At 60.1% G+C, this 18,186-nt stretch carries 17 protein-coding genes; 13 read left to right on the top strand and 4 right to left on the bottom strand.

Annotated features, from left to right (window positions below; translation table 11 throughout):
* From RGV06_RS03770 to RGV06_RS03725, 10 genes are read left to right on the top strand one after another with little or no spacing between them, the layout of a single operon-like run.
* Complete coding sequence (locus RGV06_RS03770; protein WP_019825581.1) at positions 1–546, top strand: PilN domain-containing protein; 546 nt, start codon at positions 1–3, stop codon at positions 544–546.
* Positions 533–1,081, top strand: a complete 549-nt coding sequence (locus RGV06_RS03765) for a GspMb/PilO family protein (protein ID WP_019825583.1) — start codon at positions 533–535, stop codon at positions 1,079–1,081. Before RGV06_RS03770 ends, RGV06_RS03765 begins: the two co-directional genes overlap by 14 nt.
* Positions 1,081–1,605, top strand: a complete 525-nt coding sequence (locus tag RGV06_RS03760) for a hypothetical protein (RefSeq protein ID WP_322149412.1) — start codon at positions 1,081–1,083, stop codon at positions 1,603–1,605. Before RGV06_RS03765 ends, RGV06_RS03760 begins: the two co-directional genes overlap by 1 nt.
* Positions 1,602–3,434: a secretin N-terminal domain-containing protein gene (locus tag RGV06_RS03755; RefSeq protein WP_019825586.1), complete on the top strand. Its 1,833-nt coding sequence runs from the start codon at positions 1,602–1,604 to the stop codon at positions 3,432–3,434. Before RGV06_RS03760 ends, RGV06_RS03755 begins: the two co-directional genes overlap by 4 nt.
* Before the next feature lie 2 nt (positions 3,435–3,436).
* Positions 3,437–3,910: a type II secretion system protein gene (locus RGV06_RS03750; RefSeq protein ID WP_019825587.1), complete on the top strand. Its 474-nt coding sequence runs from the start codon at positions 3,437–3,439 to the stop codon at positions 3,908–3,910.
* A 4-nt stretch (positions 3,911–3,914) separates the two neighbouring features.
* A complete protein-coding gene (locus tag RGV06_RS03745; protein ID WP_019825589.1) occupies positions 3,915–4,289 on the top strand; it encodes a type II secretion system protein in 375 nt (124 codons plus the stop codon).
* Entirely contained in the window at positions 4,264–4,803 is a 540-nt protein-coding gene (locus RGV06_RS03740) for a type II secretion system protein (protein WP_019825591.1), read from the top strand. The genes RGV06_RS03745 and RGV06_RS03740 overlap by 26 nt, the downstream gene beginning before the upstream one ends.
* Positions 4,804–4,829: 26 nt before the next feature.
* Complete coding sequence (gene csgE, locus RGV06_RS03735; RefSeq protein ID WP_322151826.1) at positions 4,830–5,192, top strand: curli production assembly/transport protein CsgE; 363 nt, start codon at positions 4,830–4,832, stop codon at positions 5,190–5,192.
* Positions 5,189–5,608, top strand: coding sequence for a curli assembly protein CsgF (locus tag RGV06_RS03730; RefSeq protein WP_019825595.1), 420 nt, complete (start codon positions 5,189–5,191; stop codon positions 5,606–5,608). The genes csgE and RGV06_RS03730 overlap by 4 nt, the downstream gene beginning before the upstream one ends.
* 31 nt (positions 5,609–5,639) lie before the next feature.
* Entirely contained in the window at positions 5,640–6,500 is an 861-nt protein-coding gene (locus RGV06_RS03725; protein WP_019825596.1) for a CsgG/HfaB family protein, read from the top strand.
* Positions 6,501–6,731: 231 nt separating this feature from the next.
* Here the strand turns inward: RGV06_RS03725 and RGV06_RS03720 are convergent, their stop codons facing one another.
* Genes RGV06_RS03720 through RGV06_RS03705 form a run of 4 tightly spaced genes read right to left on the bottom strand, consistent with a single transcriptional unit; the run spans position 6,732 to position 12,360 of the window.
* On the bottom strand, positions 6,732–8,180 hold the full coding sequence (locus RGV06_RS03720) for a curlin (protein WP_046809685.1): 1,449 nt from the start codon (positions 8,178–8,180) through the stop codon (positions 6,732–6,734).
* A gap of 27 nt (positions 8,181–8,207) precedes the next feature.
* On the bottom strand, positions 8,208–8,669 hold the full coding sequence (locus RGV06_RS03715; protein WP_019825600.1) for a curlin associated protein: 462 nt from the start codon (positions 8,667–8,669) through the stop codon (positions 8,208–8,210).
* Between the two features lie 59 nt (positions 8,670–8,728).
* Positions 8,729–10,978 carry an Ig-like domain-containing protein gene (locus RGV06_RS03710; protein WP_322149408.1) on the bottom strand — a complete coding sequence of 750 codons (2,250 nt, stop codon included), beginning with the start codon at positions 10,976–10,978 and terminating at the stop codon, positions 8,729–8,731.
* Between the two features lie 35 nt (positions 10,979–11,013).
* Positions 11,014–12,360, bottom strand: coding sequence for a hypothetical protein (locus RGV06_RS03705; protein WP_046810818.1), 1,347 nt, complete (start codon positions 12,358–12,360; stop codon positions 11,014–11,016).
* Between the two features lie 280 nt (positions 12,361–12,640).
* Between RGV06_RS03705 and RGV06_RS03700 the strand changes: the two genes are divergently transcribed.
* From RGV06_RS03700 to RGV06_RS03690, 3 genes are all read left to right on the top strand, one after another.
* Complete coding sequence (locus RGV06_RS03700; protein WP_037032302.1) at positions 12,641–14,116, top strand: sensor histidine kinase; 1,476 nt, start codon at positions 12,641–12,643, stop codon at positions 14,114–14,116.
* A gap of 157 nt (positions 14,117–14,273) precedes the next feature.
* Entirely contained in the window at positions 14,274–17,081 is a 2,808-nt protein-coding gene (locus tag RGV06_RS03695; protein WP_322149406.1) for a multicopper oxidase domain-containing protein, read from the top strand.
* Complete coding sequence (locus RGV06_RS03690) at positions 17,078–18,094, top strand: SCO family protein (protein ID WP_322149404.1); 1,017 nt, start codon at positions 17,078–17,080, stop codon at positions 18,092–18,094. Before RGV06_RS03695 ends, RGV06_RS03690 begins: the two co-directional genes overlap by 4 nt.
* The last annotated feature ends 92 nt before the right edge of the window (positions 18,095–18,186 follow it).

Genomic DNA, 18,186 nt, shown 5'->3' with positions numbered 1-18,186 from the left:
ATGCGCGCCCTCATGCTCGATTTTCAACCGCCTCGCCGTTCGAGCCCATTGGGCTGGAGCCTGCTGGTGGCCGGTGTGCTGCTGGCAACGGGTTGCCTGGTTGGGCAACAGCATTTCAGCGCCCAGGCCCAGCAGCAGCAAGGTGACTTGCAAACCACCCAACGTGTGCTGACCGGCAACAGCGGCGCCAAGGGCGGCCTGACCGCGGCGCAAACTCGTGAGCAGGCACAGAACCTGGCGGAGATGCGCAAGGTCTCTCAGCAATTGCGCCGCCCGTGGGAGCGCCTGTTTGCCACCCTGGAAAGCCTGCCGCTGGACAACATCGCCTTGCTCAGCCTGACCCCGGATGCACGCAAGGGTCAGGTCCGCATCAGTGCCGAAGCGCGCGATCTGGAGGCCATGCTCGATTTTCACCGGCGCCTTGAGGCCAGTGACGAGCTGTCCGATGTGTCCCTGCTCAGTCACGAAATCGTTGCCAACGTGCCGGAACACCCGGTGCAATTCAATCTGTCGGCGACGTGGGAGATTGGCGATGCAAATCCCTAGACTGATCGTCCACGAATACCTCCAGGGACTGGGTGTTCCCGGTCTGGCCGGAGCGGCGCTGGTGCTGATTGCGCTGGTGTATGGCCCGGTCGTGCTGATGCCCGAGTGGCAAGCGTTGCAGCAGCTCAATCAACAGACCCGTGAAGCCAGCGAGTACCTGGCCCGTGTCGAAGACGGCAGCGTGGCGGCTCCGGCCGGCCCGCAACGCCAGCTCGACGATTTCCGCAGCAAGCTGCCGTCCCAGCCCCAGGCCACCGTGGCTATCGACAAGATCTATGCCCTGGCCGCCCTGGAACACATCACCCTGGCTCGTGGCGAATACTCCCTGGGTATCGACCCTAAGACCCACCTGGCGCGCTATCAGATCTTGCTGCCGGTACGCGGCAGTTATCCGCAACTGCGTCGTTTTCTACACGCGTTGCTGGGGCAGTTGCCAGCGGTGGTGGTGGAGGACGTGGAGTTTCAACGTAAAAAGATCGCCGACACCGACCTGACCGGCCGGATCCGCATGACCCTTTATCTGTCGAGGTCATGATGAACAACAAACGCGTGGTGAGCTGGGTCGCGTTCTTTGGCGTGGCTGCGGCTTTGACCTGGGGCGCCGGATACCTGCAACCGGTAGAGGAGAGCGACGACCCGCTTGCCGTCGTCGCCCCTGCGGGCAAAAAAGCATCCGTCCTGCGGGGAGCCTTGCCTCCTGTATCGACCACGGCCAAGGCCGGTCCGATCCGTGACCTGAGCCCGGTCGGCGATCTGTTTTCCGCTCGCAGCTGGAAGGCTGCAGCGGTCCTTGCCACGGTCATCGAGCAACCCGTCAGCGCGGCCCCGGTCGAACAAGCCCCGACCGCACCCCCCATGCCTTTCCAATTTGTCGGCAGGCTTGATGACCGTCGCGACCTGCAAGTGTTTTTGCAGGACGGAGAAAAAATATACGTCGTGCGCAAAGGCGACGTCATCGACAAAACGTGGCGGATCGAGGGCATTTCCGATGTGGAGTTGAGCTTCGTCTACCTGCCGCTGCATTTGTCTCAGACACTGTCTGTGGGGAGCTCGCAATGAACCGATCCCGTTTGATGATCAGCCTTGGCTTATGCGCCGTGCTCGTCGCGTGCAGCACCGCCAAGGTCGCGCAAAAGGAAGCGAAAGAGTTGATCGAGGCGGGCCAGTATGAAGCCGGCCTGGCACGGATCGAGGACGGACTGCGCGAGAACCCCCGCGATACCGAGTTGCACCTGGCCCTGAGTCATGGTCGCGCCCGTTCGATTACGGCACTGATGACCGAGGCCGATCAGGACCGCGCCAAGCGCAGTTTTGCCGCCGCCCGCATGGGATACGGCCGGGTGTTGACCATCGAGCCGAACAACCGGCGTGCCCAGGACTCCCTGCGTCAGCTGGACTACCTGCGCAGCATGGATGAGAAGCTGGAGCTGGCCCGTGGCGACCTGCGTCGCGGTGACATCTACGGTGCTGATCGCCAGGTCAAGCAGATACTGGAACTGGACCCGAAAAATGACGGTGCCCTCGAACTGCAAGGCAGCATTCGTCTGGTTCAGAGTCGCAACGTCGTGCAGTACCCGCAACTGCGCACCCGTCTTGATCGCCCGGTGACGCTGGAATTTCGCGATGCCAACCTCAAGACGATCTTCGAAGTGCTGTCCCAGGTCGCCGGTTTGAATTTCATCTTCGACAAGGACCTGCGCCCGGACATGAAAGCCACCATCTTCGTGCGTGACGTGCGCATCGAAGATGCTGTGGCCTTGCTGCTGCAGCAGAACCAGTTGCACCAGAAAGTGGTGAACGAAAACACCCTGCTGATCTACCCCGATTCGCCGCAGAAGCTCAAGGACTATCAAGAGCTGGTGATGCGCACCTTCTACTTGACCAGCATCGACGCCAATACCGCGCTGAACATGATCAAGACCATGCTCAAAACCCGTGATGTGTTCGTCGACGAACGCCTGAACACCCTGACCATGCGCGACAGCGAAGATGCCGTGCGCATGGCGGAAAAACTGTTGCAATCCCAGGACCAGTCCAACCCTGAAGTGGTGCTGGAAGTGGAAGTCATGGAAGTCGCCCGCCAGCGCATTCTCGACCTTGGCCTGCAATGGCCGAACACTTTCGGGGTATTGAACAGTGCAGGCGGAGACGTGACGGTGCTGGATCAACTCAAAGGCATCACCTCCAGCAGGATCAGCATCTCGCCATCGCCCCAGGCCAAGATCAACGCCCAGGACAATGACATCAACACCCTGGCCAGCCCGGTGATTCGGGTCAGCAACCGCGAACAGGCGCGCATCCATATCGGTCAGCGCGTACCCATCATCAGCGCCACTGCAGTGCCCTCGACTCAGGGTCCGGTGATCACCGAAAGCGTTACCTACCTTGATGTCGGCCTCAAGCTCGAAGTCCAGCCCACCGTGCACCTGAACAATGAAGTGGCTATCAAGATCGCCCTGGAAGTGAGTAACGCCACGCCACTGCAACCCACCCGCCAAGGCACGATTCCGGTCCAGGTCGACACCCGCAACGCCCAGACCACTCTGCGCCTGCACGACGGCGAAACCCAGATTCTCGCCGGGCTGGTGCGCAACGACCATGGCGCCACCGGCAACAAGATCCCGGGGCTGGGGGACATCCCGTGGCTGGGCCGGCTGTTCGGGAGCAACAAAGACACCGTTGGCCAGTCGGAGCTGGTGCTGTCGATCACCCCGCGCATTGTGCGCAACCTGCCGTACCAGAGCCCCTCGGACATGGAGTTCCCGACCGGCACCGAAACCAGCATGCACATACAGGCCCCTGATCGCGGGATGGAGCCGGCGACCCGCACCGAAATCATTAACACCCCGATGGCTGCCACCACCCAAGTTTTCGTAGAGAAGCCTTGATCATGAACGCCTCGCAACGTGGTTTTACCTTGATCGAAGTCGTGGTGACGATGGCCCTGATCGGCCTGCTGGCCGGTATGGCTGCGCCGCTGACCGAGACGGTGGTGCGTCGGGGCAAGGAGCAGGATCTGCGCACCTCCCTCTACCAGATTCGCGATGCCATCGACGCCTACAAGCGCGCATTCGACGCCGGTTACATCGAGAAGTCCCTGAACAGCAGCGGCTATCCGCCCAATCTGCAAGTGCTGGTGGACGGTGTACGGGATGTGCGCAGCGCCAAGGGGGCCAAATTCTACTTTTTGCGGCGAGTGCCCCACGACCCGTTGATGTCAGTTAAACGGGACGACGAGGGTGGATGGGGGTTGCGTTCCTACGACAGCTCGGCGCAAAGCCCGCGTGAAGGTGAAGACGTGTTTGATGTGTACTCCAAGGCCCGGGGCAAAGGGCTCAACGGCATTGCGTACCGGGAGTGGTGAGCTTATGCGCCGGGAACAAGGCTTTACCCTGCTGGAGCTGATGGTGGTCATGGCAATCATTGCCACGTTGATGACCATCGCCTTGCCGCGCTACTTCAACAGCCTGGAAGCCTCCAGGGAAACCACCTTGCGCCAGAGCCTGTCGGCGATGCGCGAAGCGCTGGATCATTACTACGGCGACACAGGGCACTACCCCGAGTCCCTTGAACAATTGGTGGAGCAACGCTACTTGCGCAATTCGCCCATGGACCCGATTGCCGAACGCAAGGACACCTGGGTCCTGGTCCCCCCTCCTGAAGGCGTAGCGGGTGGAGTGGCAGACATCAAGAGCGGTGCTACCGGGAGGGCGCGTGATGGCAGTCTTTATTCCGAGTGGTAGGCCGTCCGGTGAGGCAGGGTTCACTTACTTGGGCGTGCTGTTCCTGATCATGCTCATGGGCATGGGGCTGGCCAGTGCAGGCCAGTTGTGGTCGACCGCTGCGCGCCGCGATCGCGAACGCCAATTGCTGTGGGTCGGCACTCAATATGCCCAGGCATTGCGGAGCTACTACCGCGTCTCTCCGGGCCTGGCCCAGTACCCCAAAGCCCTGGAAGACCTGTTGCAGGACGAGCGTTTTCCCGATGCCAAGCATCATATCCGTCAGCTCTACCCGGACCCGATCGGGGGCGGTGAGTGGACCCTGCAGCGCGGTTTCGACGGTCGCATAACGGGCGTCAGCAGCCCCTCCACCGACAAGCCGCTCAAACAGGCGGACTTTCCCAGTCAGTGGTCGGACTTCAGCGCAATGGACAGCTACAAGGACTGGCAGTTTGTTGCCGAGAAAGCCTTTCTCGACGGTACTTCCGGGCGGAACAAAGGGCAGTCCGGTGCCCTGCAGGGGGTGCAACCATGAAATGTCGCACGTTGGCCGCGGTGGCCATGGTTCTGCTGATGCCGCTTGGTGCGGCCAGGGGGGACGAAGAAATGCTGGGTTTTATCGTCGATGACACGATTTCACACATTGGCCATGACTTTTACTACGCGTTCAGTGAGCGCCTGCGTGCCACCAGCCCGATGGATTTCAACCTGGTGGTCCGTGAGCGACCTTCTGCGCGCTGGGGCAGCCTGGTCACGGTGGAATATCAGCAACGCCTGGTGTACCGGCGCTTCCTGGCCCCTAACTCCGTGGAACTCAAGGACGAAGCCTACGAGGCTGCCGACCTGGTCCGCGGGCAGATTGTCCAGCGCAAGCTGGAAACCTTGTTGCAAGACACCACGGACCTTGAGAGGGACGAACTATGAAAACAAAAAAACGTGCGCAGCGTGCCTGCCTCTGGCTGTTTTGCCTGGGGGGTTGTGGCCTGGCACAGGCCACCGAACTGGTGTACACGCCCATCAACCCCTCGTTTGGCGGCAACCCGTTGAACGGCACATGGTTGCTGAACAATGCCCAGTCACAGAATGACTTTGACGATCCCGACATCAAGGCACGCATTACCCCTGTCGGCACCTCGGCCCTTGAACGTTTTACCAGCCAATTGCAGTCGCGGTTGCTGGGCCAGTTGCTGGACAACATCTCTACCGGCAACACGGGGAGCCTGTCCACTGACGCTTTTATCGTGAACGTTACCGATGATTCCGGGGCACTGACCATTGTCGTGACCGACCGGGCGACCGGTGAAATCTCTGAAATCCAGGTTAATGGCCTCGCTCCCTGACGGGGCTTTGGGGCGATGGGGAGTGATGGACATGAAGACAATACTGATGCTGGGGCTATTGTGTGCCGCCTTGCAGGGTTGCAGCCTGCGCGACACGATGTCGGCCGAACAGGACACCGAGGCACCGACCCTGACACCTCGGGCGTCGACCTATTACGACTTGCTGAAAATGCCCCGGCCCAAAGGCCGCCTGATGGCCGTGGTGTACAACTTTCGCGATCAGACCGGTCAATACAAACCGACCCCGGCCAGCTCGTTTTCCACGAGCGTCACCCAGGGTGCGGCAAGCATGTTGATGGATGCCATGCAATCCAGCGGCTGGTTCGTGGTGCTTGAACGTGAAGGCCTGCAGAACTTGTTGACCGAGCGCAAGATCATTCGCGCCTCGCAGAAAAAGGCCGACACACCGGTCAATATCCAGGGCGAGTTACCTCCGCTCCAGGCGGCGAACCTGATGCTCGAAGGCGGCATCATTGCCTACGACACCAACGTGCGCAGCGGCGGGGAGGGCGCACGGTATCTGGGCATCGACATTTCGCGGGAATATCGGGTCGATCAGGTGTCGGTAAATTTGCGGGCGGTGGATGTGCGCAGCGGCCAGGTGCTGGCGAATGTCATGACCAGCAAGACCATCTATTCGGTGGGCCGCAGTGCCGGGGTATTCAAGTTCATCGAGTTCAAGAAACTGCTTGAAGCCGAAGTGGGCTACACCACCAACGAGCCTGCGCAGCTGTGTGTGTTATCGGCAATTGAATCAGCGGTCGGGCACCTGGTGGCCCAGGGTATTGAGCGCAAGATGTGGCAAGTGGCGGGAGACAGCTCAACCCCGGTGCAGAATGAAACACTGGGCCGTTACTTGTCCCAAAACAAAATAGACCCCGACGCTGAATAACCGAATTGCTACGTGTGCCAGTCATCGCGAGCAGGCTCGCTCCCACAGGCTTTGCAGTACTCAATGTGTGTGGGAGCCAGCCTGCTCCCACAAGTTCAGCAGTGCTCGCAACACCTTAAACCACACCCGTGGGAGCGAGCCTGCTCGCGATGACTGGCAGGCACGCAGTCTGCGCAGCCATAAAAAAACCGCGGCCCTGTATGAAGGGGCCGCGGTTTTTTTGCCTCGGGTTTATTGCTGAAACACGGTGGCCTGGTTGGCCGAGCCGGATTGCTGCACGGTCGCCAGTTGCGTCACGCCACTCTGGTCGACACGGGCGATGTTGCCAGTCCCGCCCTGGGTTACATACGCCACGTTCAGGGTGTCTGCCTGTTTGACAGTGATCTGGTTATCACTGCCATACACCTGTGCGGTGAACGCCTGGTTGCCACTGCCGGACTGTTCGAACGTGGTGCTGTTACCGTTGCCGCTGGAGAAACCCTGAGCCAGGTTGGTGGTGCCGCGCTGGTCAGCGATCAGGATGTTGTCGCTGCCGTTCTGATCGAAGTACAGCTCGTTGTAGTTATCGGCCTGGCTGATGGTGGTTGCGTTGCCAGTGCCGGATTGATGGGTCGTCATGATGTGGCCGACGCCGTCCTGAGTGAAGCTGGCGACGTTGGCGCTGCCCACCTGGTTAACCGTGGCGCGTTGGTCCTTGCCAAACTGGCCACCCGCTTGCGGCCCTTTCCAGTTGCTGGCGTAGACCTTGTTGTCGTTACCCAGCGAGGTGGCCGTGAGTACCTGGTTTTCACCGGCCTGATAGGTGAAGTGCACGTTACCCGTACCCTCCTGGTACAGCGCCAGGGTCGAGCTGACTGATTCGAACTGGTCGGCGTAAATGGCGTTCAAGTCACCCACCTGCAGGATCTGGGCGAAGTTGTTCTCGCCAAAGCTCTGGTCGACGATCGCTTCGTTGCTCATACCGTATTGATTGATGGTGGTCTGGCTGCTGGCCTGGGTCTCTTGCCAGACTTCGGTACCGTTGTAATCACCGTACTGGTTGACCGTCACGTTACCACCCAGGCCGTTACGCTGATCGGCGTAGGCGTAGTTGCCATCACCTGCCTGGTTGATGTCGATCTGGCCCGCTGTATGGAACACTTGCTCAGCCGTGCCGTAGTTGGTGTTGCCGTACTGGATGACCAGGGCGTTGTTGGCCACGCCCGGAGAAATCTGTTCGATATAGGCCTCGTTGCCGTCGCCGAACTGCAGCGTCTGGCCGGTGGTACCGTCCTGACTGTCCTGGTAGACAAACGAAAAGTTGCCGACGCCTTGCTGCTGTTGCAGCACCACGCTGCCTCCTTCGCCGATGGACTGGCTGGCATGGCTGACGTTGAAGGATCCAAGCTGTTGCTGAGTGATGGTGCTGGAGTTTTCGTACAGTTGCTCGGCGTAAGCCGCGTTGTAATCACCGTCCTGATGCTGCTCTATGGGGCTGGTTGCATGGTCTTGCACAGCGGCAGCGTCGTTGCCCTGGCCGGACTGCTGCTGGTTCGCGGTGCTGAAGGGAGCCTGGCTTTGCTTCACGTCGGCGATATTGGCCGTACCGTACTGGTTTTGGGTGGACAGGCTGTCGTCAGCCATGGCCTGGGCACTGACGATGACCAGGATGGCGGCAGTGAGGGGCGTCAGTTTAAACATGATGAAACCTCCAGGTAGCGCAGTGCTTTAACGATATTGTTTGACTGAAACGCTCATGCCATTCCCGGCCTGGTTGACGGCGCTTTGTTGCCCCGTTCCCGCCTGATTGATGGTGGCGTCGTTGTTGTTGCCGTTCTGGGATATCTGCGCACGGTTGTGACTGCCGCTCTGGCTGATGTCAGCGCTATTGCCACTGCCTTGCTGGGTGATCATTGCCATCAGGTCGTTGCCCTGTTGCAGGATGAAGGCTTCCTGATTGCTGCCGGACTGCACAATGGTGCCCAGCAATGACTGGCCGTTCTGTTGCACGTTGGCGGTATTGGCCTGTCCGTACTGCTGGATCAATGCCTGCTGGCCAACCGGCGCGGGCAACTCGCCCAGGTCGGATGCGGCGCCGAGGTCGTCGTTTTCCATCAAGTCATCGGCCTGCGCACCCACGCTGCAACTGAGCGCAAGCATGCAGAGCAGGGCGACGGTTGAAGTGTTCATGGGGGGTGTCCTCTGGCAGGAGATGCGCCCCATCAGCGCAAGGCTGATAGGGCGCAGGCTCAGTTCGCGGTAACCGACACAGTGCGTACGGTGCCCTGGGACGAGGTTATGGTCGCGGTCGGGTTCGCCGAAGGCACCACGGTGGTGATGTTGCTCACCGTCAGCCGCCAGCGCCCGGTCACCGGTACCGTGGTAGTGCCCAGGGTGACCAGCCCGGTGGGGGTAGTGACCTGGACGGTGATGGTGTTGCCGGTGATCACCGATGATGTACCGGCAAAGTCCCAGGTGAAGCGGTTGTTGGAACGCGCCGAGACGGTTGCCGTGGTGACGGTAAAGGTTTCCGCCGCAGGTCTTGGCGAGACTTGCACGGTAACCGTGGCGGGTGCCGTGGCGACCGATCCCAGGCTGTCCCGCGGGAGGTAGGTGAAGGTAGCGGTGAAGGCTGCTGTCACCGTGGCTGGCGGGGTATAAGTGAGGACGGTGCCATTACTGGTGACCGTGCCGCGACCCGCTGCCGGTTGGGTAAAGCTGGCGACTGCCAGCGGCAGGTTGCCTTCCGGGTCGGTGTCGTTGGTCAGCACACTGATCGGGATGGCGACACCCAGGGTCGCGACGGCATCGTTGACCGCTACCGGAGGCCGGTTCGGCGCTACGGTAATGCTGACGGTGGCAGCGGTGGTCGAGGCGAGGCCTTTAATGTCTTGTGCCTTGTAGGTGAAGGTGGCGGTCAACGGTGCATTGACCACTGCCGGTGGGGTGTAGATCACCGCAGTACTGCCACTCAGGGCCACCGTGCCTTGTCCTGCAGGTGGTTGGGTCAATGCGGTGATACTGAGCGGTGTATTGCCATCCGGGTCAGTGTCGTTAGCCAGCACGTTGAGGGTAATCGGCACGCCAAAGCTGGTGCTGGCCGTATCGGCAATGGCCACCGGCGGCTGGTTCGAGCCTATGTCGGGGGCTGTACCGACGACCACGACGGCTTCGGTATCACTGCCACCCGCTGCAGATTTGACCGTGACACTGGCGGGAGGCTGAACCAGGCCAGCGACGGTAATTCTCTGCAAGGTTCCGGTTTTGGACAGGCGCCCGTAGCCTTGGGCAACCATGTCGGGAATCACCACTTCATCGGTTGAAGTCGCCTCGATCAGCAGGCTTTTGTTGTCCCAGCTGTAGCGCGCGGTCTGGATTTTCACCAGGTCAGTCAGTTTGCTCGACACTGAGGTGGGGCGTGTCGTGCCGGTGGGGTTGGTGGCGGTCACCACCACGACCGGCGGCACGGCTCCGGTGAGCAAGCGCTGCCCGAAGAAAAGGCCATTGTTGTCGCCAATCAGGTTGGTCTGGCAAGGCGACAGGGGTGGACCGGCGACCAGGGCAATGGATTCGCGAAAGCACACGGATGAGCTGTTCAGGCCTTTGGCGAACACTTCGACCCGAGTGTTACTGCTGGCTCCGGCAGCGGTCCGCCGGTAGGTCGCACGTGCAATCTCTACCGGGGTTTGCGCCCGGTTATCGAGCACCTTGCCCGCGACAGTGAAAAGACTGGTCTGGATACTGCCCGTCGGCCCGGTAATGCGGACGAAGTTAGTGTTGTTGGGGCTGCCGGTGACGAGCTCGGTGAGATTGGGATCGCCGACAAAGGTTTCGACCGCGCCGGTGTCCGGGTTCACTTCGGTATACGGCCCGTTGACGCTGCGCAGGAATGGTCCAATGGCGCCGTTTACCGCACCGCTGAAGTTGCCTGGCGCACCGATGCCGACGTCACGGGTAATGTTGATAGCCCGGCGCCCCGGAGCCGTCACGTTAACGGTTTCCACGCCGTAGGGGTGGGTGATGGTGTAGACCCCCGCCACGGGGACCGAGACCCGGATGCGAATTCGGGCGAAGCTTTGCTGGTCGCCATCCACCGGGTTTTCCGAGGCGAAGGCGGCTTCGATCCCGGCCACGTAGGCATCCAGTTCAAAGCCGCTGTTACCCACCGCAGGAATGGTGGCCTCGGCCAGGAACCAGAAGGCTTCCGGAGGCCAGTTATCCGGGAAAATCATCGGTTGTGTGTCGTCGTAAACTCCCGGCTCCGGCAGCAACGTGCACATGTACGCCGGCGGCACGCTGACCGCTACCCGCGAGCTTGCCGCCCGGGACTGACACAGCTCCATCGACAGCAGATTGTTGTCCTGATACCACATGGGGAATTTACCCGTGGCGAAGGTGTAGGGGCCAGGGTCGACGGCAGCGAGTTGAGCGAATGCGCTGCCGGACAGCGATAGAGTCAGTCCCAGGGCGTTGAGCGCCAGGCGTGGCCAATTGTTCATGATGCCTCCTGATGAGGGTCTGGGCATGTGAGCGTTCATTGCACAATGACCACTTCTTCGGTATCGCTGCCGCCATTGGATGACGTCACGCGGACTTTGGCTGGCGGGATCGGTGAGATGCCCGTGGTCAGCGTTTTCACCGCTGCGCTACCACTCAATGCGCCGATGGCAGCACCGGTGCCGGACGTTGCGGTAAGGGCCGGCGGCGACGTTTCATCGCTGGTCGAGGCCACGAGCGTCAGTTGCCCGGAGCTCAGGCTGTACTCGGCACGCTGGATTACCACCAGATCGGTCAGGGCCATGGGCAGGGTGGTGGGTGTGCTGCTGGCGATCGCCAGATGGTTGTCGGCGGTGACTTGCAAGGTGGTTGGCAAGGTCGGGTTGATCGAGCTCTGGACGTACCAGTTTCCGGTGGTATCGGCCTCGGTCAGTTTTAGCGCCGGGGTGCTGCTGCTGAGGGAGACAGTGGCCGGAGGCGGTGGCGCCAGGACAAATACGTCCTGCTGTGCAATGGGGGCACTGGCACCCTGTCTGCGTGAGTAGGTGCTGCGCTGGGTGATCAGGGGGGTGGGGCGAACCACGGCCGACAATTTGCCCGAGATGGCAAACACCGTACTGCGTAAATCCAGCCCGCCAGGGCCTTCGATGCGAATGTAATTGGTGTTGAACGGGCTGCCGGTTACGGCTTCGTTGAGATTGGGGTCACCGATGAACTGCTCGGCGCCACCGCTCACTGGATTGGTCTCGGTGTAGGGCCCGTTGACGCTGCGCAGGAATGGCCCGACATCACCCTTGAGGGCGCCATCATAGGTTTTGGGTGACCCGATGCCGATGTCCCGGGTCATGTTGATTGCCCGCCGCCCCGGGGTATCGATATTGAACACTTCGATGCCGTAGGGATGGGTAATCACGTACGTACCGGCAACCGGCACATCGACGCGAATCCGCACGCGGGCAAAACTGACCTGATCACCCTCGACGGGTTCTTCTGCGGCGAAGGCCGCCTCGATGGCCGAGCCGTAGGACAGGTCGATGCCACGGGCTGCATCGACGATGGCTGCGTCTGCGGTAAACCAGAAAGCTTCGTCAGGAAAGTTGGTGGGAAACACCACGGGCTGCGCATCATCAAACACACCGGGGGTTGGCAGCAGGTTGCACATGTAGGTAGGTGCACCCGGTGTGCCGGGTACCCGGGAACTCACTGCTTTGGACAGGCACAAGTCGAGGGTCCGGCCATGGCTGTCTTGGTACCAGGCGGCAAAGCCCCCGTTGGCAGGTATGTATGGCCCGGTGTCGACTGCAAACAGCGCCGCCTGGGAGATTCCTTGGGCCAGTGCGCTGACGACCAGGACGGCCGCCGTTTTGGACAGTAAAGGGTGCATGTGTATTCCCTCTAATGGAGACCTGCCCCTCGGAGGTGGGCCAGTTAGGACGGTTTTGGCAAGTTCCATACCAACTGCTGGCGATAGCTCTGCAAGCCCCGGCTACAAGAGCCTTGGGGCATTCGGCAGGTTGCCAGCCGACAGTGCCGGACGGGCATCAGTCCCCACACCTGGGGTCAGTTGGGGGTAGCGGGGAATGAAGGGTGAGGGACACCCGGAATCGGGCAAACGCCCGTAAGTGGGCTATAACCCTAGAGGGGCATTGTTGGAAGCAACGTCAATGAGTGTGCCGACTAGAACACTTCGGGTCGACCAGGCCAATGAACGCATGGGCTCACGCAAGCCAGCGTTCAATATGTTGCGCTGGTACTCGCTGATCAGCTTCGCCGTGATCGGTACAGTGGCAGCAGCACTGGGGGCGGTCTCGACCCAGTTCGTGATTGCCGAGAGCGTGCACCGCGATGCGTTGCTGACGTCCCAGTTTATCCAGGCGATTGCCTCGGCCGAGGTTCGCCATGTCTCGATACCCAACGTCAGGACCATGGGTGAATTGCTCGACCCGCGTCAGGACAAGGACTTCCCCGACGTCGACCCCAAGGCTCGCGCCAGTGCGCGAGGCGAGTTTCTGGATCACATCGAGCACTTGCCCGATGTGATCCTTGCCAACATCTATGCACCTGACCGCACGATAATCTGGTCGACCAACCCTGCGCTGATCGGTACCACCATCCATGCTGACGAAGACCTGGACCGTGCCTTCAACTCCAAAACACCCGTGTCGGCCCGATATCACAGTGTCGATGAAGAGCGCATGGAGCAAAAATTTTTAGTCCCGCCCAAATATATCTTCATCGAGAACTACATCCCGTTATTCGATGCCGATGGCGACAAGGTTACGGCGATGGTCGAGATCTACAAGGAACCCAGCGACCTGATCCATCGTATGGTTCGTGGTTTGCTGCTGATCTGGCTGGCCACTGCTGTGGGTGGAGGGCTGATTTACCTGGGGCTGTACTGGATCGTACGAAGGGCCGCCATGCTGCTTGAGGCCCAGCAAAGACAACTGGTGACCAACGAAACGTTTGTTGCGCTGGGTGAGATGTCCTCGGCGGTCGCCCACAGTTTGCGCAACCCGTTGGCGACCATTCGCTCCAGTGCCGAACTGGCGCTGGAGTTCGACAGTGGCGCGGCCCACAAGAACATCAACGACATCGTGTTACAGGTTGACCGGATGTCGAAGTGGGTTCGCGAACTGCTGCAATCACTGCGCCCGCTCAGCGGCGATGCCGAGCCGGTGAATCTGGTGGCGGCGCTACATGACAGCCTGGCAGCTTTTGAGCAGCAGATTGCCAAGGCTGCGATCCGGGTTGAGTTCGAGCCGAAATCCACACCGATGGTGCTTAGCCAGCAGCTGCAGTTGAACCATATTCTGAGCAGTGTGTTGTCCAATGCCCTGGACGCCATGGACAAGGGCGGAACCCTGACGATTAAGCTGGTTGCAAACGATGGGTGCAGTGTCAGCGTCGTATTGAGCGATAACGGCAAAGGCATGAACGAGGAGCAACGCAGCATGGCGTTCCGCCCGTTTTTTACTACAAAGCAAGGCGGGCTTGGGGTGGGGCTGGTACTGGTCAAGCGGACCATGGAGCGTTACGGCGGTTCGGCAAGCCTGCAAAGCTCCAAGGGAGAGGGGACGTGCGTCCAACTGTCATTCAAGTTAATACCCCAGAAAGCGGGTGTGAGCTTTCCCCACTAGCGGGTGCCTTGCGGGTAGACATTGCAGGCTTCAGAAGATAGTTGCATGCAGGTAATTGTTTTTTATCAGATTGTTTTATTTGTAAGTAATTGTTTAAAAGTGGCGGGCTCCTTGCACCTGTTCCATTACCCCCTTCATGATTTCGAGGCGGCTGGTGATGGACATAAAAGCGCGGTTCCCTTCCAAATGGCTCGGTGTGCTAGCTCCGCTGAGTGTTCTGCTGACAATGATCCTGGGCATCACGCCTCTGCGTGCCAGCCCCATCGATGACGAACGACAGCCTGAACCTTCAGACCCGTCCGCTTTTTATGATGAGCCGGCTGACAAACCGGCAGCCTTGAACGCCATCCTGACCTTGCCGGAAGCCAACCTGGATTCCTTCGACCTGCCCAATGGGGTCAAAGGCACCCGTGCAACCATGCGTCAAGAGAACATCTTGCCGCCGGCGGTGCAGACCAGCTTCAACTACCCCACCAACGGTAAACCCAGCCCGCTGTTTGGCGCTCAACCGTTTACCCAGCAGTTGGTACTGTTCGAAGAGTTCGGCCCGGAAAAACTTGACCCGACCACACCTGCAGCGCCCTTGGGGTTTCCAGCAGCGGCGATTGGCCCGCTGCCGCAGCAGGACCCCACCAGTGTCGCCCGCAGTGCGCCACCGGGAGCGGCCCTCGACGCTTTCTTGCGTCAACCGGGGCTGACACCGTTTCCCAGCCAGTTTTCGAATGTGGTGGATCGCAACCCGTGGCAGGCGCAAATCGAGTTTTTTCTCAATCGCCGCATTGGCTCGTCTGCCGAAGGGCGTCCGCCAGGCAAGGGTTGGTCCCATCAGCGCTGGAACGAATTTTACCCGCAATTGGCCTACAAGACGGTGCAGACCGGGGCGCGGACCAATGGCGGCCTGCGGGACAGTCGGCAGATGCACGGTTATGCGCTGGGCGAGTTCGGCCCCGGTGGCCTGTACCACAACGTGGCGGGCGTAGCGGCAACCGATGGCACAGCCAAGGGCGTGGATGCGCGCTTTCACCCCAACATGCCGGTGCAAAACCACAATTCGGTCTGGACCTTCGATGGCACCTTGCCACCGAAGCTGTTGATGGTGCGCTACGGTCAGCCGGTACTGATGCGGCATTACAACGGCTTGCCGATCGATCCGGCGGCCAACATGGGCTTTGGCCTGCACACCATCAGCACCCACGAACACAACGGCCACGCGCCAGCTGAAAGCGACGGCTATGCCAACGCGTTCTTCTTCCCTGGGCAGTATTACGACTATCGCTGGCCGATCCAGCTGGCCGGCTACGACAGCATCAACACCGACGCCCATGACCCCCGTGCAGCGTTCCCGTGTGCGCCCGGTGAAACCCTGTGGACCAACGATCTCAGGCCGAGCCGCAAGACCTGCGAAAACGGCACGATCAACATCCGTGGCGACTGGCGCGAAACCATGAGCACACACTGGTTTCACGATCACATGCTCGATTTCACCGCGCAGAATGTCTACAAGGGCAACGCGGCCATGATGAACTACTACAGCGCCCTGGACCGTGGCAACGAATCAGTGAACGACGGCGTCAACCTGCGCTTGCCCAGTGGCAGCGCGCTGGCGTGGGGCAATCGCGACTACGACGTCAATCTGGTACTCGCCGACAAGGCCTGGGATGCAAATGGTCAGCTGTGGTTCAACCCGTTCAACACCGACGGTTTTATCGGTGACCAGATGCTGGTGAACTGGCAATGGAAGCCGACCCTGGACGTACGTGCTCGCAGCTATCGGTTCCGTATCCTCAATGGCTCGGTATCGCGCTACTTCAAACTGGCCATGGTGCGTGAAATCAAAGGCACTGGCGGCGAGTTCCAGGGACCAAAAGGTTCTGGCGTTTCCTATGCCCGGGTGCCGTTCCATATGATCGCCAACGACGGCAACATCATGGAACACAGCGTTCCTTTTGACGGCTCCATGGACCTGGATGCAGACGGCGACAAGCAAAACCACAACGCAATCCTGCCGACCCAGGGCATCGCCGAACGCTTTGACATCATCGTTAATTTCGCGAAAAACGGAATCAAGCCAGGGGACAAGCTGTTCATGGTTAACCTGCTGGTGCATGACGACGGCAAGGGCCCTAAAGAACCCGTAGCGTTGGGCGATGTGCTGTCGAAGAAATACCTGGCAGTGATCAAGCAGTCGAGCAAAGGTCCGCAATGGGACAAGGGCGACCCGGCAGTCGGCATGGTGTTGCAGTTCAACGTCAAGGCTTACACCGGGCAGGATCTGGCCATGGACCCCGCTGCCTATGAACCCGCGAAGCCGGGCAAGGCAGAAGGGTTGGTCATGATCCCGCTCAAGCTGCATCGTGACAATGCGGCAGACAAGGCTCTGCTGGCCAAGGCTCGCCACCGTACATTCATCTTCGGCCGCTCTGACGGCACTGACGAAGCACCCTGGACGGTCAAGACCGATGGCGGTTTTGGCTTCCACATGGACCCCAGACGGCTGAATGCGGCCACCCAGCTGGCCAGCGGTCCAACCGATGCAGGGACTGCCGGGTTCGGCACGCTTGAGGTGTGGAACATCAAGGCCGGCGGCAAGGGCTGGAGTCACCCGGTGCACGTGCACTTCGAGGAAGGGATCATTCTCAGTCGGGGTGGCAAGGCTCCTCCGGAATGGGAAAAGTGGGCTCGCAAAGATGTGTACCGTATCGGCTCGGAAAAAGATGGGCTGGACAGCGTCGAAATGGCGATCAACTTCCGCGAATTTGCTGGCACCTACATGGAGCACTGTCACAACACCCAGCATGAAGACAACTCCATGCTGCTGCGTTGGGACATAGAGAAACCGGGGCAATTCCAGTTGATGCCGACTCCGCTGCCCAGCTGGGACGGTGTGCGCTATGTAAATTCGGCCGCATTGCCTACTTTCCGCAAGGGCGATGGCCTGGGCCCACAAGTGAAGGTGAGCCAATGAACCTCATGGGTGCTCAATTGGCCCTTTGCCGTGCGCTGCGCATGCATTTGGTGTTGTTGGTCACCTGCCTGCTGGGGACTCAGGTGTGTGTCGCCCATGAAGCCGAGCCGGTCCCGGTCAATGAACCCGGATCGCCCTGGGGCGGTGACTACTTTCCCAACACCCTGCTGACCAATCAGGACGGTCGGCAGATGCGTTTTTTCGATGACATGATCAAGGGCAAGGTGGTGGTGATCAATTTCATCTTCACCTCGTGCAGTGACTCGTGTCCCCTCGAAACGGCGCGTCTGCGCCAGGTGCAAAAGCTGCTGGGGGAGCGGGTCGGCAAAGATATTTTCTTTTACTCCATCAGCATCGATCCATTGAGCGATACACCCCAGGTGCTAAAGGCCTACGCGCAACGCTTCAAGGCAGGGCCCGGCTGGCAGTTTCTCACCGGTGAGTTCGACGCCGTCACCGAACTGCGGCACAAACTCGGGTTGTTCATTGAGGGTGTCGACAACGGCCGGACCAAGGATCACAACCTCAGCCTGATCGTAGGCAATCAGCAAACCGGTCGCTGGATGAAAGCTTCGCCCTTTGAAAATCCTTGGATTCTGGCTGATCAACTGGCCAATACCTTGCAAAACTGGAAGCAGCCCAGTCTCGAACAAAGCTATGCAGATGCCCCTGAAATTCGTCCACCAAGCAACGGTGAAGAGCTTTTTCGTACGCGTTGCGCCTCGTGCCACAGCCTGGGCCTGGAGGACGGGCAAGGCATCGGTATGCGCAGTATCGGCCCCGATCTGATCGGGGTGACCCGGCAGCGCGATCCGGTCTGGCTGAGCCGCTGGATACGTGAGCCGGATCGCATGCTGGTGCAGAAGGATCCGGTTGCGATGGCACTGTTCGAACAATACGGCAAGATTCCAATGCCCAACCTGCGGCTGGATGAAAACGCCGCGCAGGCAATCATGGACTTCTTGCAGGAAGAAACGGATCGCCAGCAGTCTCTGTCAGCGCACGTGCAGTAGAGGCTAAATAGCATCATTGTATCGTCCGTCTTGTTAACGGACGCCTACACTGACTCTGAACTCGACTGAAAGGACTCAGATCAGCTACCGGG

Source organism: Pseudomonas sp. CCI3.1, from assembly GCF_034313985.1.
GTDB lineage: Bacteria > Pseudomonadota > Gammaproteobacteria > Pseudomonadales > Pseudomonadaceae > Aquipseudomonas > Aquipseudomonas psychrophila.
The sequence above is the reverse complement of the archived record's forward strand: the minus strand, read 5'-3'. Positions and strand labels throughout refer to the sequence as shown.